The organism is Plectonema cf. radiosum LEGE 06105 (assembly GCF_015207665.1).
GTDB lineage: Bacteria > Cyanobacteriota > Cyanobacteriia > Cyanobacteriales > Nostocaceae > Rivularia > Rivularia radiosa_A.
Genome location: NZ_JADEWL010000012.1, coordinates 1 through 25,399, shown reverse-complemented (window position 1 = coordinate 25,399; position 25,399 = coordinate 1). Strand labels below are relative to the sequence as shown.

At 37.6% G+C, this 25,399-nt stretch carries 28 protein-coding genes and 1 tRNA gene; 12 read left to right on the top strand and 17 right to left on the bottom strand.

Annotated elements, in window-relative coordinates; genetic code table 11:
- Positions 1-36: 36 nt before the first annotated feature.
- A complete protein-coding gene (locus IQ247_RS05880; protein WP_193917989.1) occupies positions 37-669 on the top strand; it encodes a ribonuclease H-like domain-containing protein in 633 nt (210 codons plus the stop codon).
- A 249-nt stretch (positions 670-918) separates the two neighbouring features.
- On the opposite strand, the gene IQ247_RS05875 is transcribed toward IQ247_RS05880, so the two are convergent.
- The 8 genes from IQ247_RS05875 to IQ247_RS05840 all read right to left on the bottom strand — a co-directional run bounded on the left by IQ247_RS05875 (position 919) and on the right by IQ247_RS05840 (position 8,246).
- On the bottom strand, positions 919-1,371 hold the full coding sequence (locus IQ247_RS05875; RefSeq protein WP_193917987.1) for a rhodanese-like domain-containing protein: 453 nt from the start codon (positions 1,369-1,371) through the stop codon (positions 919-921).
- A gap of 531 nt (positions 1,372-1,902) precedes the next feature.
- Complete coding sequence (locus tag IQ247_RS05870; RefSeq protein ID WP_193917985.1) at positions 1,903-2,415, bottom strand: hypothetical protein; 513 nt, start codon at positions 2,413-2,415, stop codon at positions 1,903-1,905.
- A gap of 301 nt (positions 2,416-2,716) precedes the next feature.
- Positions 2,717-3,112, bottom strand: coding sequence for a hypothetical protein (locus tag IQ247_RS05865; protein ID WP_193917983.1), 396 nt, complete (start codon positions 3,110-3,112; stop codon positions 2,717-2,719).
- Positions 3,113-3,325: 213 nt separating this feature from the next.
- Complete coding sequence (locus tag IQ247_RS05860) at positions 3,326-4,684, bottom strand: O-antigen ligase family protein (protein WP_193917981.1); 1,359 nt, start codon at positions 4,682-4,684, stop codon at positions 3,326-3,328.
- Between the two features lie 326 nt (positions 4,685-5,010).
- On the bottom strand, positions 5,011-5,334 hold the full coding sequence (cutA, locus tag IQ247_RS05855; protein ID WP_193917979.1) for a divalent-cation tolerance protein CutA: 324 nt from the start codon (positions 5,332-5,334) through the stop codon (positions 5,011-5,013).
- A gap of 155 nt (positions 5,335-5,489) precedes the next feature.
- Positions 5,490-6,536: a helix-turn-helix domain-containing protein gene (locus IQ247_RS05850; RefSeq protein WP_193917977.1), complete on the bottom strand. Its 1,047-nt coding sequence runs from the start codon at positions 6,534-6,536 to the stop codon at positions 5,490-5,492.
- Between the two features lie 26 nt (positions 6,537-6,562).
- Positions 6,563-7,450, bottom strand: a complete 888-nt coding sequence (locus tag IQ247_RS05845) for a hypothetical protein (protein WP_193917975.1) — start codon at positions 7,448-7,450, stop codon at positions 6,563-6,565.
- A 136-nt stretch (positions 7,451-7,586) separates the two neighbouring features.
- Positions 7,587-8,246, bottom strand: coding sequence for an Npun_F0813 family protein (locus tag IQ247_RS05840; protein ID WP_193917973.1), 660 nt, complete (start codon positions 8,244-8,246; stop codon positions 7,587-7,589).
- Between the two features lie 264 nt (positions 8,247-8,510).
- On the opposite strand from IQ247_RS05840, the gene IQ247_RS05835 reads away from it, so the two are divergent.
- Together IQ247_RS05835 and IQ247_RS05830 are read left to right on the top strand one after the other, a co-directional pair.
- Positions 8,511-8,584: transfer RNA gene (locus IQ247_RS05835), tRNA-Arg, on the top strand.
- 599 nt (positions 8,585-9,183) lie between these two features.
- Positions 9,184-10,044, top strand: coding sequence for a class I SAM-dependent methyltransferase (locus IQ247_RS05830; RefSeq protein WP_193917971.1), 861 nt, complete (start codon positions 9,184-9,186; stop codon positions 10,042-10,044).
- On the opposite strand, the gene IQ247_RS05825 is transcribed toward IQ247_RS05830, so the two are convergent.
- Entirely contained in the window at positions 10,041-10,337 is a 297-nt protein-coding gene (locus IQ247_RS05825; RefSeq protein ID WP_193917969.1) for a hypothetical protein, read from the bottom strand. The genes IQ247_RS05830 and IQ247_RS05825 overlap by 4 nt on opposite strands.
- 80 nt (positions 10,338-10,417) lie before the next feature.
- On the opposite strand from IQ247_RS05825, the gene fni reads away from it, so the two are divergent.
- The 3 genes from fni to IQ247_RS05810 all read left to right on the top strand — a co-directional run bounded on the left by fni (position 10,418) and on the right by IQ247_RS05810 (position 14,141).
- On the top strand, positions 10,418-11,467 hold the full coding sequence (gene fni, locus IQ247_RS05820) for a type 2 isopentenyl-diphosphate Delta-isomerase (RefSeq protein ID WP_193917966.1): 1,050 nt from the start codon (positions 10,418-10,420) through the stop codon (positions 11,465-11,467).
- A gap of 220 nt (positions 11,468-11,687) precedes the next feature.
- Positions 11,688-13,538, top strand: coding sequence for a signal peptide peptidase SppA (sppA, locus tag IQ247_RS05815; RefSeq protein WP_193917964.1), 1,851 nt, complete (start codon positions 11,688-11,690; stop codon positions 13,536-13,538).
- A gap of 363 nt (positions 13,539-13,901) precedes the next feature.
- Positions 13,902-14,141 carry a hypothetical protein gene (locus IQ247_RS05810; protein ID WP_193917962.1) on the top strand — a complete coding sequence of 80 codons (240 nt, stop codon included), beginning with the start codon at positions 13,902-13,904 and terminating at the stop codon, positions 14,139-14,141.
- On the opposite strand, the gene IQ247_RS05805 is transcribed toward IQ247_RS05810, so the two are convergent.
- Both IQ247_RS05805 and IQ247_RS05800 read right to left on the bottom strand, forming a co-directional pair.
- A complete protein-coding gene (locus tag IQ247_RS05805) occupies positions 14,138-14,794 on the bottom strand; it encodes a GDYXXLXY domain-containing protein (RefSeq protein WP_193917960.1) in 657 nt (218 codons plus the stop codon). The two genes, IQ247_RS05810 and IQ247_RS05805, sit on opposite strands and share 4 nt — an antisense overlap.
- A 213-nt stretch (positions 14,795-15,007) precedes the next feature.
- On the bottom strand, positions 15,008-16,402 hold the full coding sequence (locus IQ247_RS05800) for a DUF2157 domain-containing protein (RefSeq protein WP_193917957.1): 1,395 nt from the start codon (positions 16,400-16,402) through the stop codon (positions 15,008-15,010).
- Positions 16,403-16,568: 166 nt separating this feature from the next.
- Here IQ247_RS05800 and IQ247_RS05795 point away from each other — a divergent pair, with 166 nt between their 5' ends.
- Complete coding sequence (locus IQ247_RS05795; RefSeq protein WP_193917955.1) at positions 16,569-17,012, top strand: nucleoside deaminase; 444 nt, start codon at positions 16,569-16,571, stop codon at positions 17,010-17,012.
- Between the two features lie 105 nt (positions 17,013-17,117).
- Here the strand turns inward: IQ247_RS05795 and IQ247_RS05790 are convergent, their stop codons facing one another.
- The 3 genes from IQ247_RS05790 to IQ247_RS05780 form a co-directional block, all read right to left on the bottom strand.
- The gene (locus IQ247_RS05790; RefSeq protein WP_322745445.1) at positions 17,118-17,612 is read right to left on the bottom strand and encodes a DUF2887 domain-containing protein; all 495 of its coding nucleotides are present in this window, start codon (positions 17,610-17,612) and stop codon (positions 17,118-17,120) included.
- 271 nt (positions 17,613-17,883) lie between these two features.
- On the bottom strand, positions 17,884-18,192 hold the full coding sequence (locus tag IQ247_RS05785) for a DUF2887 domain-containing protein (RefSeq protein WP_228059505.1): 309 nt from the start codon (positions 18,190-18,192) through the stop codon (positions 17,884-17,886).
- A gap of 44 nt (positions 18,193-18,236) precedes the next feature.
- Positions 18,237-18,986, bottom strand: coding sequence for a DUF364 domain-containing protein (locus tag IQ247_RS05780; RefSeq protein ID WP_193917954.1), 750 nt, complete (start codon positions 18,984-18,986; stop codon positions 18,237-18,239).
- A 115-nt stretch (positions 18,987-19,101) separates the two neighbouring features.
- Here IQ247_RS05780 and IQ247_RS05775 point away from each other — a divergent pair, with 115 nt between their 5' ends.
- Complete coding sequence (locus tag IQ247_RS05775) at positions 19,102-19,773, top strand: DUF7003 family protein (protein WP_193917952.1); 672 nt, start codon at positions 19,102-19,104, stop codon at positions 19,771-19,773.
- 178 nt (positions 19,774-19,951) lie between these two features.
- Here IQ247_RS05775 and IQ247_RS05770 read toward each other — a convergent pair whose 3' ends face one another.
- The gene (locus IQ247_RS05770; RefSeq protein WP_193917951.1) at positions 19,952-20,095 is read right to left on the bottom strand and encodes a hypothetical protein; all 144 of its coding nucleotides are present in this window, start codon (positions 20,093-20,095) and stop codon (positions 19,952-19,954) included.
- A 356-nt stretch (positions 20,096-20,451) separates the two neighbouring features.
- Between IQ247_RS05770 and IQ247_RS05765 the strand changes: the two genes are divergently transcribed.
- From IQ247_RS05765 to IQ247_RS05750, 4 genes are all read left to right on the top strand, one after another.
- The gene (locus IQ247_RS05765) at positions 20,452-21,498 is read left to right on the top strand and encodes an alpha/beta fold hydrolase (RefSeq protein ID WP_228059504.1); all 1,047 of its coding nucleotides are present in this window, start codon (positions 20,452-20,454) and stop codon (positions 21,496-21,498) included.
- 299 nt (positions 21,499-21,797) lie between these two features.
- Positions 21,798-21,938 (top strand): hypothetical protein, encoded by a 141-nt coding sequence (locus tag IQ247_RS05760; protein ID WP_193918102.1) that lies wholly within the window; start codon positions 21,798-21,800, stop codon positions 21,936-21,938.
- A 32-nt stretch (positions 21,939-21,970) separates the two neighbouring features.
- A complete protein-coding gene (locus IQ247_RS05755) occupies positions 21,971-22,243 on the top strand; it encodes a hypothetical protein (RefSeq protein WP_193917950.1) in 273 nt (90 codons plus the stop codon).
- Positions 22,240-22,617 carry a clan AA aspartic protease gene (locus IQ247_RS05750; protein ID WP_193917949.1) on the top strand — a complete coding sequence of 126 codons (378 nt, stop codon included), beginning with the start codon at positions 22,240-22,242 and terminating at the stop codon, positions 22,615-22,617. The genes IQ247_RS05755 and IQ247_RS05750 overlap by 4 nt, the downstream gene beginning before the upstream one ends.
- Before the next feature lie 429 nt (positions 22,618-23,046).
- Here the strand turns inward: IQ247_RS05750 and IQ247_RS05745 are convergent, their stop codons facing one another.
- Entirely contained in the window at positions 23,047-24,783 is a 1,737-nt protein-coding gene (locus tag IQ247_RS05745; protein ID WP_193917948.1) for a diflavin flavoprotein, read from the bottom strand.
- 97 nt (positions 24,784-24,880) lie between these two features.
- Positions 24,881-25,399 (bottom strand): phosphate-starvation-inducible PsiE family protein (locus tag IQ247_RS05740; RefSeq protein WP_375341216.1); only part of this gene is annotated, 519 nt, incomplete at its 5' end.

The following is a 25,399-nucleotide window of genomic DNA, read 5'->3' as shown; positions in this document are numbered from 1 at the left end:
TATAGCCTTCAACACTACATTGATTTTTTAAGATTCATGGAATTACAAGATTTTCAGGTTTGCGATCGCGATTTTGACCAAACAACTCTTTCAGAATATTTAAAGAGCGAGACAATTGCTGTAGATACCGAAACTATGGGATTATTGCCTCTACGCGACCGTTTATGTTTGGTGCAGATAGCCGACAATAAAGGTAGGGTTACAGTTGTCCGGATTGCAAAGGGACAAACTCAAGCCCCAAATTTGAAAAAGCTCTTAGAAGCAACTAATGTCCTGAAAATATTTCACTTTGCTCGCTTTGACTTGGCAACATTGCGTCATCATCTGGGTATAATGGTAAATCCCGTTTTCTGTACCAAGATTGCGAGTAAATTAGTTCGTACCTATACTCCAAGACACGGACTCAAGGAAGTGGTGCAAGAATTAGAAAAAGTAGAACTCGATAAAAGCGCTCAATCTTCTGATTGGGGAGACGCGGCTAATTTATCCGACGAGCAACTAAATTACGCCGCTAACGATGTGCGTTATTTGGTTAGCATACAGCGGAAGTTAGCGGAAATGCTTAAACGTGAAGAGAGATTAGAATTAGCCGAGGATTGTTTTAAGTGCTTACCAACAATAGTAAGTTTGGATTTATTACAATTCAAGGATTTGTTTGAGCATAATTAACCCTCAGACTAGTGGTGCGTTTGATTCGTTTTGATGCATACATCATAAATTCGTAACTTGTAGTACCAGCTTCTAGTGCGAGGTTGTAGTGCGAGCTTCTAGCTCGCTGGCCAATAGCGAGCTAGAAGCTCGCACTACCTTAATTCCCCAAAATTAATCAAATGAAGTACTAGAAATCTGAGGCTACAAAAACAAAGCCCACCTTTGTGGGCTTCGGGGAAAATCTCCCAGATAAATAATAAGTACAATTTATTTATCCATATTTGCCGCTTGGTCTTTCATTCGATCGATCACATTATAATCATCCTTACCAGCAGGAGTCATTGATTCTAGAATACCCTCAGTAGGACCACCGATTGCTTTCCATGCGCTGAGTCCACCTTTGAGTTCCGATACGTTTTCAAAACCTTTACTTCTTAAAGCTTGTGCAGCTTGAGCCGAATCCGCATCGTTAGCACCATAAACATAGATATCGCGGCTTTTAGCTAAACTTTGGGCTGCTGTGTCCCCTAAACCGCCCATACTCATTGATAACGCGCCCATGATGTGACCTTCATTGTAGGTTTGGCGATCGCGCACGTCAAGAATGGTAAATGCCGGTTCTCCCCATTCCAAACGAGACTTCAATGTGTGAACATCGGATTTTCTTTGGTCTACAGGAGGTTGTGATGGGATGATATTTTCCAACGGATTGTTAGCCATGTGTTTTCCTCTCTTTCTAAATTTACATGAACGGTAAAAGCGTTAAGGCTTAATAACACATAAGCACTCAAACACTTTTAAATTGTGTTATTAACGAACCAAAGTCTATCTTTTATTTAACTCAAAGACGGCAATCAATTAACTAGTATCAATTAAGCCTTGATACCGTCAGCCTTTGACACTTTTACAAGAATTTTATTCACTTATTAAAATATAACTTTAGAAACAATAAAAATTGCTCCTTCTCTAGAATGAATATTTAAAATATTTCTCTAACGAGAGGATGAGAAAATAAATTATAAAAATCATTATAAAACTCAGCGTCCCTTAGCGTGTAACTTTGCGTACCTTTGCGTTAAAGAAATATCATTTCGATGCCAACAGATTTGATATTACTCCAATTAAATAAGTTACTCCCTATTTCCTAACCGATAATCCCTTAATTTTTAATCAAATAAAAAGGGCGCAATCACTGCAACCCTTTATTCTCAAAAAAATATTCTCAAAAAATCTAACTTTTGACCAATTGACTTAAGCTAGAACAAAATCTACATCATTCGTACCAGCAGTTTCCGACTTACCAGATTGTAACTTGCTACCATTAACTTCAACAGCAAAAGGTGTTGAATCTAAACTGAGATTGTAATCAGTTTTTTCATTCGTATATCCAACACTCGCAACCATCTTACGACCTGCATCAGTATACTTGAAAGCCAACATCTGATTTTTGTTTTGCTTGTTGTCGTGAGCCCAAATCACCATATACTGTTCACCTTGATATTCAAAAATCTTCGGTGGACGATTGGGAACATAACGTCCAGCTTCACCAAAGCTTGAATCTAAAAAGCCTTGAACAGAACTTTCTTCTACAGCAGCATAAGCAACTTCATCTGCTGCGGGTGCTTCAGCATCAGGTTCAGTTTCAGGTGGTGCTTCCTCTTTTCCACGGTTGCGGAAATAATCTACAGCTTTCTTAGTTCCAATTGCACCAACAGCAGCGACTCCTGCACCAATTAGCACATTACGCAGAGTATTATTAGCCATGATTTACTCAAGGAATAAACATCGAGGTAACATCCTATCACTAAGAGAGACTTATTATTTACTAATTGGTTTTTCTTATATATTTCATAAGTAATAGAGGTAAAATTTTGATTAAGATAAGTTGATTTTTATCAGTAAATACCGCTATTTATTTAACTGTTCCCTATTTGTACCACAGCAAAAAGACAGCTGTTATACAATTATTTAGAAACTAACTGATTTCAAATCACCTTAGACGTGCCAAAATTAGATAAATAGTTTCCAAATATACAAATAATTTTTAAATAATTTTTAAATAATTTTATTCATAACGCTCGCAGTTTATAGATAGGTTCTTATTATCACTTGAAGTTGAAATCGACACAATAAAATCTTCCGCACAAGTTTGCACGGAATTAATGTTGATGATTTTGATGTCCTCAGAAAGTGTACATCTTTGAAACTCTGATTTTTCTGCAAAAATTATGTAATTTTTAGCTTTACATGGAAAAATAGAAGTGCCTATTTGAGAATTGCTGACGGTAACTTTAGTATCTCTCGCTAGCACGCAATATGCTAAGGAACCGTTAGAATGCCGACTAATAGTACCTGCTTCACATGAAACTGCTGAAATCGCAGGTTGAGAAAAAACTAAGTTTAGCGCAGAAAAACTGAGAAAAGAAGCAACTTTTGTTAACTTACGATTGAAATATTTCATTTGTTAAAATTCTTATTTTTACAAGGATAGAAATTTTGAAATTTTCTTAAATAAACATTCAAAAAGAATGATAAAAAAAACACCCCTTCCGAGGTGTTTACATCTTCCCAACAATCAGCAACAGTGACAAATGCGGGACAAACCACATTCGCAGTCACAGGCGTGTATTGTTATATTATTAACTTTTTAAAGTATAGGCATCAGAATATGCACTTAGAAATTATCAACTTTGTTGCTTTTTAAGTTGTGACTGTAGTTATATATCACACCACAAATTGCAGCTAGTGTTAACCACAATAATGTATTTAGACGAAAATCAAAAATGGTTACATCTACAGTATTGAATATCATCCAGACTACAAAAGCTAAAAGATAGCTAAAAAATATCAATTTATCTTGATTTGGTAGAGATTTTGCATTTTGCAGTAATCGAATACCCATAATGAATAGCCAAGTCAATAAACCAAAAAAGAATATCGTTGTGGGTAGTCCAGTTTCGGCAGATAACATTAAAAATAAATTATGAGGATGACCTAACCAATATTGCGTTTGAGCTTGATAAAGTAAACTAAAGTTGCGTAAACCCCAACCACTCCAAGGACGCTGTACCATTAAAGACCAAGCAAATTCCCATAGACTTTTACGGTGTATTGGTAATGGTGCATTTGAATAGACTTCGTTATGAAGACGTATCCAGAAGAATTGGGGAATAACTTTGCGGAATAATTCAGCGATTGGTAAAGGAGCGCGTGCAGCTGCCATCACACTAACAACGACAGCAGTTATTCCAGCTATCATCCAATACCAACTTTGATAAAAAGCATAAGCAATACAGGCAAAAATTACACTACCCCATCCGTTTCGTGAATGAGTCAAAATCAATGCAACAAAATCACCTATTAGTGTAAGAGTTAAAAATACGAAGGGATTACAAAAAGAGGAAATCCTAAATTTTGTATTGGTATTATTTACTTGTTTCTTAATTGTGTTAATTTGTTGCCAGTTTTCTATCCATAAACCCAATCCGACAATAAAAACTGTTAGTAAATAAGCAGCTAAAATATTGGAATTCATCATCACTGAAGCCATACGAGTTGTTGGATTTATTCCTTGTGGCAATTTCCAACCAAATATGATTTCCCAAAACGGCGACAGACTCCATCCCCAGAACATATGTCCTACACCAATAAATACCACTGGGATTGAACCGATCACTAAAATCCAAGATAATTGCCGCAGTTGCGTTATTGTTTGAATTAAAGCGCTCAAAGCAGCAAACAATAAAAAAAAAGGTAAAAAATTAAATAAACCAAGAAATGCTGCTAATTTATCATCAGCTAAACCAGTGGTAGCGATAAGCAATACACTTAAAACAGCAAATCCCCAGTTTAATGGACGATTATTGATTGTACGGTACTGTAGCCGCCAAGTTCCTACTGACGCAATAATAAAGCTTATAGCCCCTAAAGCCGGAATTAAGGGAAAAATTAATAGCCCTAATTGAGTCAAATACCAAGGAAGTTGTAACTTTGGGTTGGGATGCGGCTGCCAGAAAAATTGATTTTTTGTCATTTATCGCTCCTTCAGTAGTCATAAGCTACGGAAATCATCAAGTCATCATTTCGATATATGAAAACCGATCAAAGATGATTGAATCAAGCGATTTTTTGACAATTAATTGATTAAATGATTATTTTTTAATTAAATAATTTTTATTTATTTATTACAATCAAAATTATTTAAATATCCATTAAATTTATGATTAATAATTTGCATAAAAATTAATCTAAAACCTATCTTTGTACCTTAAAATGCAACTAAAAATACTAAAAATAAACAATATTAATAAAATAATAATTTGATATTTTTATCGTTTACATTGGAAATACTTAATAAAATCAATCAACTTGTTGTGCAATCCATTGTAAATAAGGTTGATGACCTTTAAGAATGGGTAAAGCAATAATTTCGGGTACTTCGTAGGAGTGAAGTTCGAGTATTTTGGCTTCTACCGTGGAAAATCGGGTTAAATCGGTTTTAATCAAAAGTTGCCATTCTTGGTCTTTATTGACTTTCCCTTGCCAAGTGTAAATTGAATTAATGGAGGTAAAACTAACGCAAGCAGCAAGTTTTGCTTCTACTAAAGCATTGGCAATTTTCTCTGCTTCTTGTTGAGAACCAGTTGTGACCAATACTATACCGTAGTTGGTAAAGTTATCCATAATTAACCAAAAAAGTAGATGGACACTAGTGAAAATAATTAGTAGTCGGTAGCACTAATTTGGCGCTGACTAATTACAAATTATCTTATTGCCCCGGCAAGGGAAAATAAATAACACACAATCTAGGTTTTGTCCCGATAATTAGTGACAGTTAATTAAACGGTCGATAGGGAGTATACCTGCCCATCAATTAACAATCGAGTAATACCCTTGGCTTGCAATTGATAACGAGCCTTGTGCAGTACTTTGCTATCGGGTACCTTAATCACGCGATCGCGCTTTGAAGAAAAACGTTTAGCGACTCGATGGTTATCGAAGATGGGTAAAGTTGTTTCCTGGGTTTCGGGACTGGGGATTTCTCCTAAGTCGCTAAAATCCCTGAGCGGACGAGTAATCAGTTCTGCGGCTCTGTCTATGACTAGATAGCAGGTTCTAGGCAAATGAGCCTCAGTTAGTGGTAAAACTCGAACCAAAGGCTCGTTTAACCTTCTTCTGGGAACAAAACGTGTGGGTTCCTCGTCCAAATCATCATCGTCGTCTTCATCATCAAAATCATCGTCGTCTTCGAGTAAATCGTCTAAATCTTCCAAATCATCGGTATCATCAAGTTCCTCACCAAACATTTCCGCGATGACTTTGGCTTCTGTAAGCTCGTTATCTAATAGCGGACTGGGGATGTTCTTGAGTTGGGGACGACTGGGAAGCTTTGAAACTTCTGTTTGGTTTTCTTGCAATAGCTCCAATTGTTCCGCAACCGGGGAAACTTCTGGAGATAATGGTGCCGAAGAACGGCGTTTTACTCTTCTAGGTGCTTCAGTTGTCTTATTAACCTTCCTCAGTATGGGCTGTTTTTTGATGACAACTTCTTCAACTGGTTGATCTTCTTCCTCCTCTTGCTCCAACTGGATAATTGTTTGTGCAATTTTGGGCTGAGAAATCTCCTTCTCTTGGCTTTGAACCTCAATATTGCTAAAAGAAGGAATATCATCATAGCTGACTTGCGCTCTACCTTCAGGGGTTCTAGCAGCACGCTTTAAAGAGACTAAATACTCGTACTCATCTTCTGGCAAAGTACTTTTGAGTAAGCGACTAATAGTTGAATTACTTACTCCATAGCGTTCTGCCAAAGTAGAAGTAGTTTCGGCACTTTCTCGATACAGCTTGAGAATTTCTTTTTTATCGGATTCCGTTAGTTTTCTCATGGTAGTAGACCCCAAACGTTGTTTTCCTAAATTCGTTTGCGTCCGCGAAGAGAACGCGGACGATTTGATGAAGCCTCAAACTCCAGCGCAGCAGCCATACTGAATAAAACTCCACTTAATACCCAACACACTTCTAATACATCTCCACTTTGATAATTGGGGTCTCTAGTAGCCCATTTAAACCATATATCTGCAATGTAAAGCGAAAAAGTTGCCACTGCAATCATTCGCCAAGGCAAAGAAGCTCTTCCACCCCAAAAAGCTAATAGCAGACTGGTAGCAATAATTAATAGTAATACATCGCTGACTACATAAAACCAATTTAAAAATGTCCCAGCTTGCTCCTTCCATCCAGAACCAACTTCTGTTGCTATAGCAACGGTAGCCGCATCTTGCTGACTAATTAGCCATGCCAAAGCACTACCAAAAGCCGCGATCGCCAATACAATTATCCACTGCCAGACCTCCAAATTAATTCGTCTTGAAGCTACCGCTAAAATCATGCCGATACCAACCAACAAATAAGTCACCACAAAAAATATATCGCCAACTGAAGGAAATGGTTCCTCATTTAAGACTATTTCGGTATAACCAAAGAATATCCCTCCTAAGAAATAAGAAAGCATACCTATACCAAATAGCAGCCAAACGTTTCTACCGCTGACAATTTGACGACTGCGCCAATTTCTCAAGCATAAAATCCCTGCCATCAGGTAAGCTAGCGCTTCAAAAAGATTTGTTCCAATTACATACCATTCGGCACGACTCACTAAACCATTTGCATCCGGAACCTTAGCACTAAAAAGTAAAAAGTATAGCAATGCCAAAACACCCCAACAAATATTAGCCAGGATAATGTTTTGAGTGGTAAACAATGACTTGAAAGCGGAGGACTTGTTATAAATGCTACTCATTTCTACTTCACCATGTTTATGCACTTCACAGAGATTTTGCTTATAGATTGTGTACGCAAGATAAATTCTCCTTGAACCAGAGCCTATTGAACTTGACAAACCTACACAATCTTAACTGCATAAAAATCACTATATGTTAATGCCACAGTTTACTCAGAGTTGAATTATTTAGCCAAGTCATAAATAGCCTTCGTTCCGGGATTGGCATATCTTGTAAAGTATCCAATGTTTGATGAGCAAAATCGGAATTACCAAAATATGCTTTACCCAGTCTATGCAATTCTTCAAGAAATACTACTACGTAATCTTCCTCCCAAAAAGGAATTTTAATCGGTTCTAGAGGGTTTATACTCAGTAAGTAATCAATTGCCTGGGGTGAAGATGCTGCGGGGAATTGCCATCGATTCAAGATATGTGAAATTTCTTTTTTAAATAAATTCCCTTGTTTTGCACCTAGAAACTCTTCAATATCCATATATACGGCTTGCAATAGCAAAATACTCGCAACTGTTAAAATTTTATTATTACCTTGTTCGCTTGCTTCACTGTCAAGCTTGTCTAAACGAATTTTTCCCCAAACACTGAAGCGATCTTCTTCTTCCAATAACACGCAGGCTTTACCCCGGTTATCTGTCAATTCTCGCCACAAAGCCCTAGCTTCTTCTTCTTGACTCGCTTTAAATAAACTAATCAACCGAAAAGTTTGTCCTTGATAATTAAGGACAGGTACCTGTTGGTCGCGAGACGGATGTACAATGCTTGATATTTCAACGTCCTGCCGTTTCAAAATAAACATGAATTTTTCAGATAACTCCTCACCGAGGCATTTATTTAATATATGGGAGATATAATAACGTCTTGGTAATATTTGACGCTTTTACCTTTTTTCAACACAATATACCTTTTGAATACCCTATATGTCCGAATTTTTATCTAACTTTATAGTTCATCAAGCTATATTTTATCTTTATTTATTTAAAAAATCACTCTTTTCATTGCTTTTTGTTTAAACTACTGATATAATGTATAAGCTTTACAATAAAAGTATATTGTTTTGTTTGGGCGCGTAGCTCAGATGGATAGAGCAACTGCCTTCTAAGCAGTCGGTCACAGGTTCGAGTCCTGTCGCGCCCGTTTTAATGATGAATATCTTGATCGGAGCCTTTTAAAAATGCTTCCCCGGTCTCCAATAGATATCTCCGAAAAAGAATGTAGAGACGCGAAATTTCGCGTCTCTACAAGGTTTCTGGATGACGCATAATTAATTTCCACCAGATGTCTAATAGTTTTAGTTTATTGATCTTAAAGGAAAAACCGTCTTTTCAGTACCCAAACGGCGAAAGTATTCGTAAAAAATATCAATCTGCTAATTTAATCGTCACGACGAATAATTTTTGCTGAGAAAAAGATATTTAAGCTTATTTACAGCCATAAATTATTTGATTGATTGCAGACTATTTCTAATATTGTGTAAATAATTGATAGCTAAAGTTTTCTTAAAGGGATAATTTTATTAATCAAAAGTTAATCATGCCATCAATAACTGTGTCGGCAATCTTGTTGAGTTTCCGATGATATTTTGTCTAGAAAAATATATCATTGTTGAATTGTCGAAAAGCCCAAAATGTGCTAAGTATGATTAATTCAATCAATTGGATGAAAATCATTATCGTCCAATTAATTAAAACGTATTTATTAATGATGCTAAACTCTCTATATTTAGGTTAACTGAAATGCAAAAATCAAAGTCAATTCGGATTCCTAAAGCGACTCGCTACCAGAATGCAGCAATCGATTATTACATGGGGCTGACAAAATCTTCCTACTTACATTATGGGTATTGGGAAGAACCACCCGCACCAGAAGAAGAATTGACTCTAACTAAGTTACGTTTAGCTCAAGAAGCTTATGCTGTGAAGCTATTTAGTTTTATTCCAGAAGGAACAAAAACTTTACTGGATGTTGGTTGCGGTATCGGTGGGAATACTAAATATTTGCGCGATCGCGGTTTTGCGATTGAGGGACTAGCACCAGATGCACTCCAAGAAGAAAGATTTATTAAGAATACCCAAGGTAAAGTACCTTTTCACTTAACTAGATTTGAAGATTTTCAACAAGATAAATTGTATGATTTAATTCTATTTAGCGAAAGCAGTCAATATATTGCAGTTGATGATTTAGCGCAAGGTGCGGCTCGTTTACTAAGTAACGGAGGTTATCTGTTAATAGCGGATATGATGCGTTTTGATGCTAAATATCAAGAAGGTATTTTTTCTAATTGTCACATCCGAGAAGAACTCAAAATAGGTTTAGAAAAAGTAGGGTTTACGTTAATTAAAGCTGAAGATATTTCTCAATCGATTGTACCGACACTTGATTTATGTGTGAGTAATTTTCGTACTTTTGGGATAACTACAGGTAAATATATTGCTGATGTTATAAAAATCGCAGTTCCACCATTATACGCACTGTTGAATTGGGCATTTAAGCGCTGGTTAGATAAACCAATAATAGAAGGATTAGCAGCCAGAAAAATTTTTGAAAGTCATCTGTGCTACGAAATTCAATTATGGCAGCTATCAACAGGAGTTTAATTTATCCGGCGTTTTGTTACCGCTGCGACACAAACAAAACCCGTCTGAGCCGCAGCTTCGCTGAACGCGGGTTTTAAATTCATTAAGTGATACTTTATCTGGCGCTTTTTTACCGCTGCGACACAAACAAAACCCGTCTGAGCCGCAGCTTCGCTGAACGCGGGTTTTAAATTAAGTCGGCTCCCTCCGTTGTAGCAACTGGCGTGGGCTAATAAAGCGCCGGATATTTTTAAAACATTCTCTAAGCTTTGACCTTCAACCTTTAAAATGGGAAATGTTAATAAAGTAATCAAAAGTTATTGTATCACTCCAAAAAATCCCAAAATACCAGAGACTGAGAAAATAGCAGTCAATATTAATTCCAGTCTCCACCGTGAAGATTTCTACAAATTACTCAACAGCAACTGAATCTCGTAAAGCTGACCACATCCGCATCTGTCTAGAGGAAGATGTTCAATGTCGTCAAACCACATCTGGATTAGAACGATATCATTTTGACCATTGTTGTCTACCGGAAATTGACCGGGATGAAATTGATATTAGTACTACATTTTTAGGCAAAGTGATGAACGCACCGTTGTTGATTTCTTCCATGACTGGGGGAACCCCAGAAGCGAAGACTATCAATTGTCGTTTAGCAAAAGTTGCTCAACATTACCGATTAGCTATGGGTGTCGGTTCTCAACGAGTAGCGGTAGAGAATCCCCAGGTTTCCGATACTTTTGCGGTTCGCAAGTATGCTCCCGATATTTTATTGCTTGCTAATTTGGGTGCAATTCAACTCAATTACAATTACGGTTTGGATGAATGTCTGCGAGTTGTTGATATTCTGGAAGCCGATGCATTGATTTTGCATCTCAATCCTTTACAAGAATGCATTCAGCCCAAGGGAGATACTAATTTTCGGGGAATCCTTGACAAAATATCAAATTTATGTTCAAAGTTGCCAGTGCCGGTAATCGTTAAAGAAGTCGGGAATGGAATCTCGGCTAAAATGGCTGAAAAGTTGATTAGTGCTGGAGTTACAGCGATTGACGTGGCTGGTGCGGGGGGAACTTCTTGGGCTTTAGTAGAAAGTGAACGTGCTGATAATGTTCTACAGCGACGTTTGGGTAGGACTTTTGCCGATTGGGGGGTACCGACAGCAGAATGCATTACAGGGATTCGTCAAGTTGTACCTGATGTACCTTTGATTGCTTCGGGAGGTTTGCGTGATGGTGTAGATGTTGCAAAGGCGATTGCTTTGGGGGCGGATATCGCAGGGTTAGCAATGCCGTTTTTACAAGCTGCGACATCATCGGAAGCTACCCTTTACGATTTAGCAAAAGTGTTAATTGCCGAAATTAGCACCGTACTATTCTGTACTGGTAACGCTACACTAGAACAGCTAAAACATTCTGGCAGTTTACAAAAAGCACAATAAAATTTTATTTCTTAATTATTGAGCATTTTTTTTCGGTGTTAGTAACAATGTTTTTAGGAGAAATTAGAAATAGATGAAAACTGAAATGAAACCCGAAGGATAGATCGATTTTGATTGGTAGTTGTGCTTTAGCGCTAAAGGGCAACTACTAACTAAAATAACTAGAATAAGCGTAAATATTATGAATATATGAATAAAACTGAGGATAATAGGGAATAATATGGGTAATTTTATCAAGCAAACTTTTGCAAGTTTAATTGGAAGTTTGTTAGGACTATTTGTTTTTGTTGGTTTAAGTGGCACGGGATTGATTTTGCTAATTTTTGCTGCTGCTTCCACGGATTCGGGGCCGAAAGTCAAAGATTCTTCGATGTTGGTGTTTGATTTATCAACCCAAATTACCGATGCGGAGCCAGATTCGAGTTTAATTTTGCAGCAAGCACTATCAGGTAATTTGCAAAAACAAATGACGCTCCGTTCAGTTTTGGATGCTTTGGAAAAAGCCCGTACCGATGAAAGAATTGTTGGTGTTTATTTAGATGCTAGAGATACTTCAGGAAGTGGAAGTACTGGTTTTGCAACTCTCAAAGAAATTCGTCAAGCATTAACACAATTTCGCGATACGGGTAAAAAAGTTGTCGCTTACGGTGTCGGATGGGGTGAAAAAGAATATTATCTCAGTTCGGTAGCGGATACTGTTGTGGTAAATCCTTTTGGAGGAATGGAAATTAACGGTTTGAGTTCCCAACCGATGTTTCTGGCTGGAGCTTTGGAAAAGTTTGGTGTGGGAGTGCAAATTGTTCGGGTTGGGAAGTTTAAAGGTGCTGTTGAACCACTAATTTTAAAACAATTGAGTCCGGAAAACCGCGAACAAATTCAGAAGTTACTTGATGATTTATGGGGTGAATGGCGCGGTACTGTAGGTAAAAGTCGTAAAATGACTCCACAACAGTTGCAAGTAATTGCTGATACTAAAGGTCTTTTAGAACCCTCGGAAGCAAAAGCCAACCGTTTAGTAGATCAGGTTGCGTATTATGACCAAGTAGTTACCGAACTTAAAGAGTTTACCAAGACTGATAGTAAAGAAAAATCTTTTACACAAATTGATTTAAGGGAATACGCTCAAATTGCTAATGTAGGTGAAAATAACAACTCCGAAAATAAAATTGCTGTAGTTTATGCTGAAGGCGGTATTGTTGATGGTGATGGGGAGACTCAAGAAGTAGGAGGAACACGTTTTGCGAATATTTTCCATCGTCTTCGTCAAGATAAAGATGTGAAAGCGGTGGTTTTACGGATAAATTCTCCGGGTGGTAGCGCTACTGCATCCGAGATAATTCAGCGAGAAATTCGCTTGACTCGCGATGTTAAACCAGTTGTAGTATCAATGGGGGATATTGCAGCATCCGGTGGTTATTGGATTGCTGTGGATTCTAACCGTATTTTTGCCGAACCTAATACAATTACGGGTTCTATCGGTGTATTTGGCAGCATACCTAATTTTCAAAAGTTAGCCAATGACAACGGTATTACCTGGGATAGTGTGAAAACCGGACGTTATGCCGATATCGGAACAGTAACTCGTCCCCAATCTCCCGAAGAATTAGCGATTTTTCAACGTAGTGTCAACCGTGTTTATAATGTATTCTTAGATAAAGTAGCCAAAGGTAGAAATTTACCCCAAGCAAAAGTAGCAGAAATTGCTCAAGGAAGAGTTTGGTCTGGTAAAGCAGCAAGAGATATTGGTTTAGTTGATGAAATCGGCGGTTTAGATGCAGCGATTGAATATGCTGCAACACAAGCAAAGTTAGGAGATAAATGGGAATTGCAAGAGTATCCTAGACGCAGTACTTTTAGCGAACGCTTTTTTGGTAAAGTAGCTGAAGATACCCAAACTATTTTTCAAGCTAATTTTAAAACTAATTTTAAAACTAGTAATAACCCACTCAAAGCAAATCATCCTTTAACCGTTGAATTTGAGAAATTACAAGCAGAAATAGCACTTTTACAAAATATGAATGATCCATTAGGTGTGTATGCTCGTTTGCCTTTTAATTTAATCATTGAGTAGTGGTTAGTGGTTAGTAGATAGTGGTTAGTAGATAGTGGTTAGTAATTGGTGGTTAGTAGTTGCTGGTTGGTGGTTAGTAGATAAAAAATATCAACTGTCAACTGTCAACTGTCAACTATTAACATTATTTGCTGTCTCAGCAGCCTAAATATGCAGGTAATTAGCTGCTTTTCGCCAAGAACCTTGAGAGTCTGCGACAATTTTCTTAGCACTATCAGTAGTTAATTCTAAACGAATAGTCCCAGGTGAGTAATAAATTTTCTAGTTTATCTGTTGTTTTATACAAATCGTGCTGACAATGCACCAATTTTTATGTACATTAGTTAAAAGAAAATCATCCCTCAGATATTCAAAAACCTATCTATGGATAGAAAAAATAAACGTCTTTTACTGTTAGTCGTTTCCTGTAGCATTACTGGTGTGGTGTTGGGAGGTACTTCGAGTTGGGCTGAAAGTACTATGTGTATCAAAGCTGCTCAGGTGACAAATGAGTGTTTGACTCAAAACCCTGTTAGTAAAACTATCCAGGGAATGAGTACCGGATTGCTTGCTGGTGCGGGTGCGGCTTTTGGTGCAGCTTGGCAATTACGTCATGAAGACTAAAAGCGATAATTACGCTGTTTTACCCACATACTTATAGGCACGGCTTTACCTTGTCTGTCAATTTTGACTTCTACTACAATGGGTTGTGGCTGATTTTGGGTGGCACTTTGTGTTGCTTGAGATATATTATCATTAATTTGGTTACGTTGGTCTTCGGGGATATTATATTTTTCTAAGCCGTATTTAATCGAACCATATTGATATTTACCTTTTAAGGCTACTTGATTATCGGCTAGGGAATCGGGAAGTTTTTCACTTAATCGTATTGGTTTCCAAGGCTTAGGAATTTTCTCGTCAGTAGTTTTTTCTTCCTGGAGAATTACATAAAAACTGTTTCCATCTTTTAATGCATCTTTACTACCGGGAAGTTTTTCTAAAGTACTTTTTACAGAAATATCATAGCTGAGGATTTGATAGTAACCTGTCAATATATTGTAAGGGTCTACGGGTACGGTTTGTAAAATGACTGTTTTTCCCGTAAGGTAAGTTTGAACCGATTGGGCTGGTATCGCTAAAAGAAACCCAGCTTGGATTATTAATGGAATTAAAAATCTTAGAATTGGTATTGGCTTATTATTTAATGGTGAATTTATTTCAAATTCAGGAATAAGTTGTTTTTCAGAGGATTCATCGGGGAAAGGTTGAGATTTCATAATTAGTTGATGGTTGATAGTTGATAGTGGTTAGTTGATGGTTGATGGTTGATGGTTGATGGTTGATGGTGGTTAGTTGATGGTTGATGGTGGTTAGTTGATGGTTGATGGTTGATGGTTGATGGTGGTTAGTTGATGGTTGATGGTTGATAGTGGTTAGTTGTTAAATAGATAACTGTTAACTGTTAACTGTTAACTGTTAACTGATAACTGTTAACTGTTAACTGATAAATGACGTTCAAACCATAATCCTGCGGTGATAACAGCGACTCCGCACAATATGAAAACCAAAGACTTAAATAATAAATCTGTGTTGTATTCAAGCATCCGGGTAATAATTTGCAGCGTTAACAAAATCATTCCTCCCCAAAATGCACGTCTTTGATTTGATTGCAATCCTTGACGAATCATTCCACAAGCTAATAATGCTAAGAGTAAATTGAAGACAAAAATTGCTATAAATGCCATTCCACCAATATTTTGACGAGCTATTGGTGCAAAAGCTGCCATTACAACTAAAATACCAATACTAATATTAGTAATATCTATTCCTTGACGCTGACGGTTGCGATTTGCAAACAGTAAATTAAACCATTGATAAATAGCTAAAGCAGTGAGAATTCCCAAATCTATTAATAAAAATAAGTCGGGTTTGAATTCGTTAAAATTAGGAGGATAGTCAGACAATCGCCAATATTCCCGGAAGGAAAGGATATAAAATAGAATGCTGAAAAATAACAGTGCTAAATTACGCGCAACAGGTTGAAACCATCTTTGATTAACTTTAGGAAATAGTAAATCATCATAACTCCACAATAACGCTGGTGGAAGTGCAAAAGTAAAATGATTAACCCAAGATTGTGAATATCTATAGTATCGATTTAGATTGAATTGTAATGAAATAGCAAAAGCAATTGTAGATAATGCAAAAATCCATCGTGATTTACAAATATAAGCTAAGGGTACAAATAATACCAACCACAGAATTGGCATATGTTCTATCATCAATCGTGTCAAAGAAAATTCATTATTAACAGTCCATAATTCTCCTAAACCCATGAAATATCCAATATTAAATAAAACAAACGCAAATACTCCCAAAGAAGCCAAGCGTAAGCCATAAGCCATTACTAAAACACCAATTCCCCAGTATAAAAATAACTCATAATCGGCACCGCTAATATGGAATGTCTGCGCCATAAAAGCCATATTTGCGCCTAAGAGTAAAGCACCTAAAAGTAGTAATCCGTGTCCGAAAATTCGCTTCCGTTGTCGTCGTTTCTTTCCTGCATTATCGAATACTGGTTCCCTCCAAAGGAAAAAACCGACAATATTTGTAGCGAAAAATAAACTTAGTAATAAGATTAATTTTACTTCACGAGACCAAGCTTGCCAATTAGCTGCAACGAAAGTAATTGCACCTAAACCTACGAGTATACAACCAACTCCGATTAAAATAAAAATAAAACGGTCTTGTGCAACATTGTCCAAACTATCAAATTGATATTTTTGGGATAATTGTTCGTATTGAGAATCCTGTATCAGCCCTTCATCTCGCCAAATTTTGGCTTCGTTGCGTAATTTTACGCGAAAATTGTCTATTATCATAGTATTTAATCTGCTCTCGCTTGTCGCGAGCCGTAATTGTTAGTTAGCCCTACAATAATATAGTCGTAGTTTACTGAATTTTTATCCCGTATATTTGTGAAAAAGCAATAAAAATTCTAAACCTTTATTGATTTTTATTGATGATTAAATTAATTGTTAATTGATTATGACTCCTGAAGAAATAATGCAAATGGCTATTATCGAAGCCGAGAAGAGCAAAACTCCTTTTGGTGCGGTAATTGTTAAGGATAACGAAATTGTTGAACGAGCCGGAAATACAGTAGAATCTGATGCAGACCCAACTTGTCATGCTGAAGTTAATGTTTTGCGTAAATTAACTACTCGTCTCAAAACTGCTTCTTTAGAATCGGGTTATATATTATATACTACCTGCGAACCTTGTGCAATGTGTGCAGCTACTTGCTTTTGGGCTGGTATTTCCGAAATCGTTTATGGTGCCGGTGTTGCGGATTTTGAAGATGATTACAACCCCAATATGATTAACCTGGGATGTGAAGAAATTATTGCGAAATCTCCGACTTCTATCAAAATAAAATCGGGGATATTAAAAGCAGAATGCAAGCAACTTCATAGTACCTATCCGTTGTAAACTTGAATTTAACAAAGTAATAAATAAGGGTAGAGAAGTCGGGTTTTTATCTTAAATATCTCTCTTACAAGACAATTATCTTAAAAACCCGACTTCTGAAACTATTTAATTATCTTCTACTACTTTTCTCACAAATTCTACATCTAACTCTAAAATATCGGCTATTTCTTCCACAGTCATTCCACGTTGTAGAAGTTTTGTTATCATTCCTACTTTGACTTCTTCCTTAACTTCTCCCCTGACTTCCTCTTTTAACTCCTCATAATATCTCGTACCTTTGATTAATTCCAAACTTAACATTTCTTTTATCTCCTCCCGATTTAAATTAGGAAATTTATTAACTAGAATAGCCTCTATCAATTCTAAAACTTTTCTCTGGATAGCTGCATCTTCGACTTCAAGTTTTGCTTTATCAACTAGCTGTTGTACTGATATTTTAGCTTTTTGGTTTTCTTCAACAATTAATTTGATAATTCCTAATCCTAATGAATTAGATGATACGCTTTCCATCTCATCCAGATAAAAGCAGCGCAAATGGGGTTTTTTCAGTGAATCTAGACGCTGGGGATAATCTACATCGTTTTTACGAGTATCGAAAATAACTATAGCAATCCTAAATGACTTGTGAGAAATTTATGTATAATTTGGCGGTTAAAACCGCTACTACACCTTCGTAAGTCCACCTGCGTGGACTCTATGAATAACCCTCGCACCATCCGGGTTTTGCCTGTGTAGCCAAGGCAGCGCGCAGAAGGGGGGGTCTCCCCCATGAGCGACTGCCGTGCGACTTATAGTCGCCAGGAGTGATTTAAATGTAACCTCTATTCCTCACTTTTAATCTACGTATTTTCTCACATCTCAATTCGGATTGCTATATAGCATACCAATGTGGATTTGATGGTTGATACTGGTAAAAATAAAGAAGAATGCTGGTTAAGAATCTATCGTAAAAGAGTTTGTCTTTGTAACATTGAACTTCTACAAAGTAAATCGGTTCATTGGTAGTTGTATTTAATGAATTTAATGTGATGAATATACCGTCAAGCCGAAAACTGGTTTCTTTAATTTCTTGACTTTTGAATTCATATAAATTTGATGTGGTAGGTGGTTTTCCAATCAATTCAAAAAATATTTCCGGGAATTCACCAAACAGTTTGTAAAAAATATTATCTGTTTTCATGTTTTAAGTAGATGCATTATATGACTAAGTATAAACGTTTTGATTCACAATTCAACTACACAATATTCAATACCAGTTTCAAAGATTCTAATTCCACCACCTTCTGCAACTGTTTGTCTTAAACTTGGTAAATTAGTAACTTTAATTCCCGCTAAATAATCGATTCCCATATGTTTTAAATCTGGCAACCAAGGAACAGTTGGTCCCATTAAAACTAATTTAGAATTCTTCGCTAATTCAACTAAACGAGGAAAGGTTTTATTCACAATAGAAGTTGCTGTTAGGAATACCCATTCGGCTTCTGGTAATAAATATTCTGAAGCTGGTGCAGGAAAATCTTCCGCTCCGGGTTGAAGTTCTATTACTTTCATTTGCATTTGTGTAGAATATTTATTTAATCCTGGATATCGTCCAATTATACAAACATTTTTGTTACGAATTTGAGGTAGAAAATGTTCAAATACAGCTAAGTTTGCGGAACCACTAGGAGATAAAACGGTACCATTTTCGGGTAAAGAAGAAGATGAATTGACTACAGAATTAATCGCAGCCATCGCTACAGTTGCTTGATAATTATCCCAAGAAAGTAACCAAGGTGCTAACTCAGAAATTGATTTATTTACCAAGGTTCCTGACCAAGGTAACGTCCGAGTAACTGTTCCTGGACTCATACATAAACCAGTACCTTCTGCTGTACATAAAGTCCAAGTTAAACCGATGATTAGTTCTTTTATTTGAGTATGATTAGTGCCATTATCTAACAATAAATCGTATATTTTACGCGGGTTAATCATAGTTATAAATAGTCGGAGTAAATGGTAATTTATTTTCTTGAATAACACTTTTAATAAAACATTAATGTAGTTATTGGAGCAAAATGCTATCTTAGGAAGAAATACTTAATCTTATATGACAAGTTTTACTACAGAAGATATCCTCAATTGCCTAGACAAAGCAGCAAATAACTTGGATTTTCCAGGTTTTGATCATATAAATTATGATATGGTGACGGCTCGTCTCACCGGATTTAGAAACGATGAAGATTGGGCTTTGACGATAGAACAAATAGTTAGTTGGTATAGTTTTAATGGCGTTGAACCAGTGCTAATGATTCATGCATTTGGCAGCCATATTTTAATAAACGAACCTTTTGTTACTTATTTTCCGGTCAAATATCCATTAGATGAATTAAAAATTGATGATGAAGAAATCTCAGAATTTATATCGGTAATGATTCGTGAAGCAAAATTTATTGTTAACTCAAATCAAGTTCCGAGAAATCTTCATTTATCAGATTATATTGATTTTGATTTAATGCTTCATCTTGTAAACAAATATCGTGGCAATCTTTTAGCAACTGAAACAGAATTTAGAGAAATAGTACCGGCTGAATTATCGCAAATTATTCAATTAGATAATTGGCACCATCCCGATGTTTATAATCCTAATTCTGAGTTTTCTGTGCCGAGTCGAACTAAATCGATGCAAATGATTGCTCAAGTACTTGCATCTGGGAACTCAGAATTATATAAATCATCTGAAGATGATAATGTTGATTGGGAAAAATGGATTATTAAGTAAAATACTCAAAGCGATGCAATTAGTTAGTGACTACCAGATTTACGATGTTCGATAGCCGTTAATCCTTCATTTTCTAAGACTTCACCGTTATCTACTACGGCATAAATTAACCACCTGTCACCGCATTTAGTTTGATTTTGTACAGTGCATTCTAAATAAGATAATGCTTCAGTAAGAATCAGATTTTGGGTAGGTATTTGTTACCAATAATAACTGACAAACTACCGGAAATTTTGGCGATCGCGGTAAAAGCATCTTGAAAATTCTGCGTAAATATCCACGCTTCGGATGTTATGCGGGAAAGTTCTGGATATTCACCCATATTTAGGTAGTTATACTGCAAACGGGTAAAATATGAACTTATGTCATACTGAGCGTAACGTAGTGCAGCGAAGTATCTCGGAGATTCTAAGCCCTTCGGGCATACTACGTGAACGCTTCGCTCAGAATGACAGTTTTAAAGCGTTTTTAGTATATCTAGAAAAATTCGGTATAATATGTAGATATTGACGTTAGCGAAGCGTGACACGGTAGTGTGATTATCCAGAACAATTCTCGATATTATGACTAAATTACCTGTAATACTTTATTTGACTGGAATGTTTGGGATGATATGCGGAAACTTTCGGGTTAATAAATAGTTAGATTTCAATAAAAACATCATCACGAAAGATCGAAATGCGATCAGAGAAAAAACAAATTCTTGTTGTAGGAGCTAGTCGAGGTATTGGTGCGGCTGTTGCTCAACATTTTGCTTTAAAAGGTGAGAATGTACTCTCTGTTTCAAGAAATCAGCCAATCGCAGGAGCGTGGATTCAAGCAGATATTTCTACAGCAGAGGGGATACAATCAGAAAACCGATATATGGAAAGTAAATGGATTAGCCATAACGGAGTTCGCCTTTTCTCCGAATCTTTCGGTGTTCCAGACAATCTGCCCATTTTATTAATCATGGGAGCGATGGCTTCAGGTGTGTGCTGGACAGAAGGTTTCTGCTACCAATTGGCTGCTCTGGGACGCTATGTGATTCGCTACGATCACCGGGACACAGGGCGCTCAACAAGTTATGAGCCTGGTCACATTCGCTATTCCGTTGAAGACCTAGCAGATGATGCTTTTTGTGTTCTCGATGGCTATGGAATTGAGAGCGCTCATTTAGTGGGGATATCGCTCGGAGGATTTCTAGCTCAACTCATGGCACTCAAGCATTCTCAACGGGTCAAAAGTCTGACCTTAATCGCCTCGGAACCCTTGGCTGACACCGATCCGACTATACCAAGTATCGATCCATCTGTTCTTGAATATCATGCGAAAGCCAGTGAACTGGATTGGGCAAACCGTGAGGCAGTGATTGAATATCAAGTTGGTGCGTGGCGATTGATGTCCGGTTCAGCCCATCCGTTTGATGAATCAGCTATTCGCGAATTAGCTGGGGTTGACTTCGATCGCACTCCCAATCTCATGACGAGCTTCAATCATGCCTTGCTTCAAGGTGGAGAAAAATGGTGTAACCGCCTCCACGAAATCGCTGTACCAACTCTGGTTATTCATGGCACAGAAGATCGTGTTTTACCCTATGCCCATAGCTTGGCATTACAAGCAGAGATACCGGATGCTGTATTACTACCATTGCCCAGAACAGGACACGAACTGCATCGCGACGACTGGGCTGTTATTCTTGACGCGATAGAAAAGCATACTGGATCACAACAAGAAACAGCCTAACAACCGCGCTGCACCGGAACGTATCAAGTGATTGGTTGAGTTATGGGTTTCTGCGTCCGGCGAGCGCCACCATTAACAATATTACTAGAAAACCGATCGCACACCAATTTCCCGACACTAAAATTGCGATTGTCACGAAAGAATATCAAAATACAGCCTTGATTTTTTATTTTTATCAAGTGCAATCAGCTCTAACAAGCCCTACATTTACGCTCCCCATCAAATCCTTAAAAATTCCTCTTAAATTACTCCATAAAATCATAGGATAATAGCATTTGCATCTACACAACCAGCAGTAAATGACTCGATTTATACATGACCAATTTGCCAAAGACTACCTCGTTCGCGTAGCGTCCCGCAGGGAAGAATTGCTCAAAGATTATGGAGAAGTCAAACCATCAGAAAAATTGATGATTCAGACGCATCATCAGGCAAGTTAGAATTAATGAGTCATTGAAAGGAGATCAAGCCGATGGCAGTTCGACAACCCCGCTACAGCAAGGAAGAGTTTGCTCGACGTGGCGATGAGATTTATGAGACTCAAGTACGCTCCCACGTTGAGCAAGGCAATCATGGCAAAATTGTGGCAATCGACATTGAGACCGGAGACTTTGAGGTTGATAGGAGTGAAATAGCAGCTTGCGATCGCCTCGAAGCCCGTCACCCAGATACTCAAATTTGGATTGTTCGCATTGGCTCTCGTCACGTTCGTCGATTTGGCGGACGCAGACGGAGAACTGCATGATCACTGGATTTGTTAACGTTGAGTTTGAGCCGATTATTCCACTGTCAATTCGTCGCGCTGATGGCAAGGTCTTTAAGCAAGATGCGATCGTCGATACAGGATTCAATGGCTGGCTTTCCTTGCCTCCTGACTTAATTGCTGAGTTAAACCTGAAATGGAAAAGGCGAGGTCGTGCGGTTCTTGGAGATGGCAGTGAGTGTGTCTTCAACATTCACGAAGCGGTTGTCGTTTGGGATGATACCTTGCTAACCATTCCAGTAGATGAAGCGGATGCAGAACCCCTTGTTGGGATGTCCTTGATGGAAGGTTATGAACTAAAAATGCAGATATTTGAGGGCGGTTGTGTCGAAATTCGCAAAGTCACTACGGACTAACAATCCCGTTGCACACCGACCACACAGAGTTTCTTTATTGAGTTCAAGAGGTGATTAGCGGCGGGTGAACGGGGTCGTTAACAATATTACTAGAAAACTGATCGCACACCAATTTCCCGACACTAAAATTGCGATACACGCAACGTAAATCTCCTGGCTTACTGCCATATCGCAAAAAAAATTAGGCGATCGCGGTAAAAGCATCTTGAAAATTCTGCGTAAATATCCGCGCTTCGGATGTTATGCAGGAAATTTCTGAATATCCGCGATAAATCTACTGAAAAGCTTGTAATTACGTACAAAATTAGGATGATAGTCCGGAAAATTCCGTCTATTTCCCGTCCAAGAAGGACATGGGTAAACATAGCGCAACCTCATATAGAATTGCTCAGAGCGATGCAATCGGGGAAGCACTATTAATTATATTAGTTAACAATGACTACCAGATTTACGATGTTCGATAGCCGTTAATCCTTCATTTTCTAAGACTTCACCGTTATCTACTACGGCATAAATTAACCACCTGTCACCGCATTTAGTTTGATTTTGTACAGTGCATTCTAAATAAGATAATGCTTCGTCAAGAATCAGACAGCCATTTTCAGCATTTTTACTGGAAAGATTGATAAATGGATTATCTCCTAAAGTGCTATGACGGGAAAAATAGCGACGGACATTTCTACCTTCTTTGAGAATATTTAGCACAAATTTATCGCCGGAATGACGCATCAAATCGGCATTCTGTTCTTCAGCAATAGCAATCATAATTCCTGGTGGACTAAATGTTGCTTGAGATACCCAAGAAGTTAAAACCCCTTTGTGAGTATCTGCTTCGCGATCGCGAGTTGTGACGACACACAACGAACCTACAATCCTTCCTACTGCTTGTTCGGTTCGATCTACATGAGCTTCGGTTACAACTTGTCGGGGAGTCCGCAGTTTCTTGGCTTTCTTTAAATTTTGGGCAAATAATGCACCTTTCTCTTGGCATTCTTGAAGAATCGAGGGTGTAGGAGCAAAACGGACTCGAATTGATTCAAACCCCAAACGGTAATTAGCATCTTTGAGCTTGCTTTCTAGTAAATCGATCGCTTCTCCGCTCCATCCATAGGAACCAAACACCCCTGCTAATTTGGTTTTAGCTGCTGTTGAGAGAATTATTCCTAAAGCAGTTTGAATTTGAGTAGGTGCATGACCTCCTAATGTAGGAGAACCGATAATCAAGCCATCGCAAGCTTCGACAACGCTGGTAATTTCCTCAGTGTCTGCAAGTTCGCAGTTAATCGATTCTACCTTGACTTCATTTTCAATTAAACCATTAGCGATCGCACTTGCTAAAACTGCTGTATTTCCATAAGCGGAAGCATAAAGCAAAGCAACACTTAGCTCTTGATTTTGTTCTTGACACCATTGACGGTAATCGTAAGTAAATCTACTGAGACTGTAACTAACAACTGGTCCATGAGCGGGAGCATAAGACTTAGCCGGGAACAGCGCAAATTTTTCTAAAGCAGCTTCAACTTGTTTCGTTTGGGGTGCGTGGAGACAGTCAAAATAATAACGACGTTCCGCATCTAAACTTTTCCAATCTCGATCAAATAAGGTATCTTCGCAAATATGAGCGCCAAAAAACTTATCTGTATAAAGAATCTTTGTCGCAGCATCATAAGTACAAAGTCCATCAGCCCAACGAACAGTTGGTACGGTAGCAAATTTTAATTGATGTCCTCTTCCTAAATCTAGAGTATCTTCCGAACGCACCACTTGCAGGCGCGATTCCCATTCAGGAACAGCCGTTTTAAGCGCATTTGCAGCCGGACGAGAACAAATTATAATAGCTTGAGGAGCTTGAGAAATTAATACTTCTAAAGTCGCTCTGCGGTTCGGGTTGACATGACCCAGAATAATATAATTTAGACTAGTTAAATCTAGATGTTGTCTTAATTCCTGAAGGTAAATTTCCGTAAAAGACTCACCAGGAGGGTCAATTAAAGCTTTTTTATCAGCTTGAATCAGATAAGAATTTGCCGTAGTTCCCTTTTGACGAGAATACTCAACCTCAAACTTGAGTCGTTCCCAAGTTCGCGATCGCAAAATTATTGTATCTTGACCAATTTCAACAACCTGGACATCTCTTTTTCGATTGGGGGTTAAGGTAATAGACATAATTAATTTTGGTAATTGCTAATTGGTGATTGGTAATTGGTAATTGGCAACAAAGTAAAATTTTCAATCAATTCCCTATTATCCATTACTTTAATTTCTAATAATGTCCATTGGTTTCTACAAATTCAGGTTTAACTCGATTTCGGTAGCGTTTAGATACTGCTTGCTCTGGATCGATACCTTCAAAAGTGGGAGGTAGCCAAACTCGGAGGACAAGTAATACTCCTAGAACTAATAAGAAGACACAAGTTGCTAGAATTTGAATCCAATTGGTTTCTAGAACACCCTGAACGATAACTTCTCGCAAAGCAGAAACTATGGAAACTTCAACGGCTACTCCGATAGATACACGATGTTCCTGGAGATAAATAATTAGCAGCCGGAATAGCTCAACTAAAATCAGCAAAAACAGAATATCGGCGGTAACGGCATGAAACTGTAGAGGTGGAAGCAAAGAGAGAAACATATCTCTCACTTGCAGCACCATAAAGCTAAATAAACCGATACACAAACAAATTACAATCGCGTCTTGGATAAATTCCAAACTTCGGACAACGCGCTCCCTATTGATGTAATACATGGAATTCGAGGTATTTTCAGCAGGTTTATACATGGG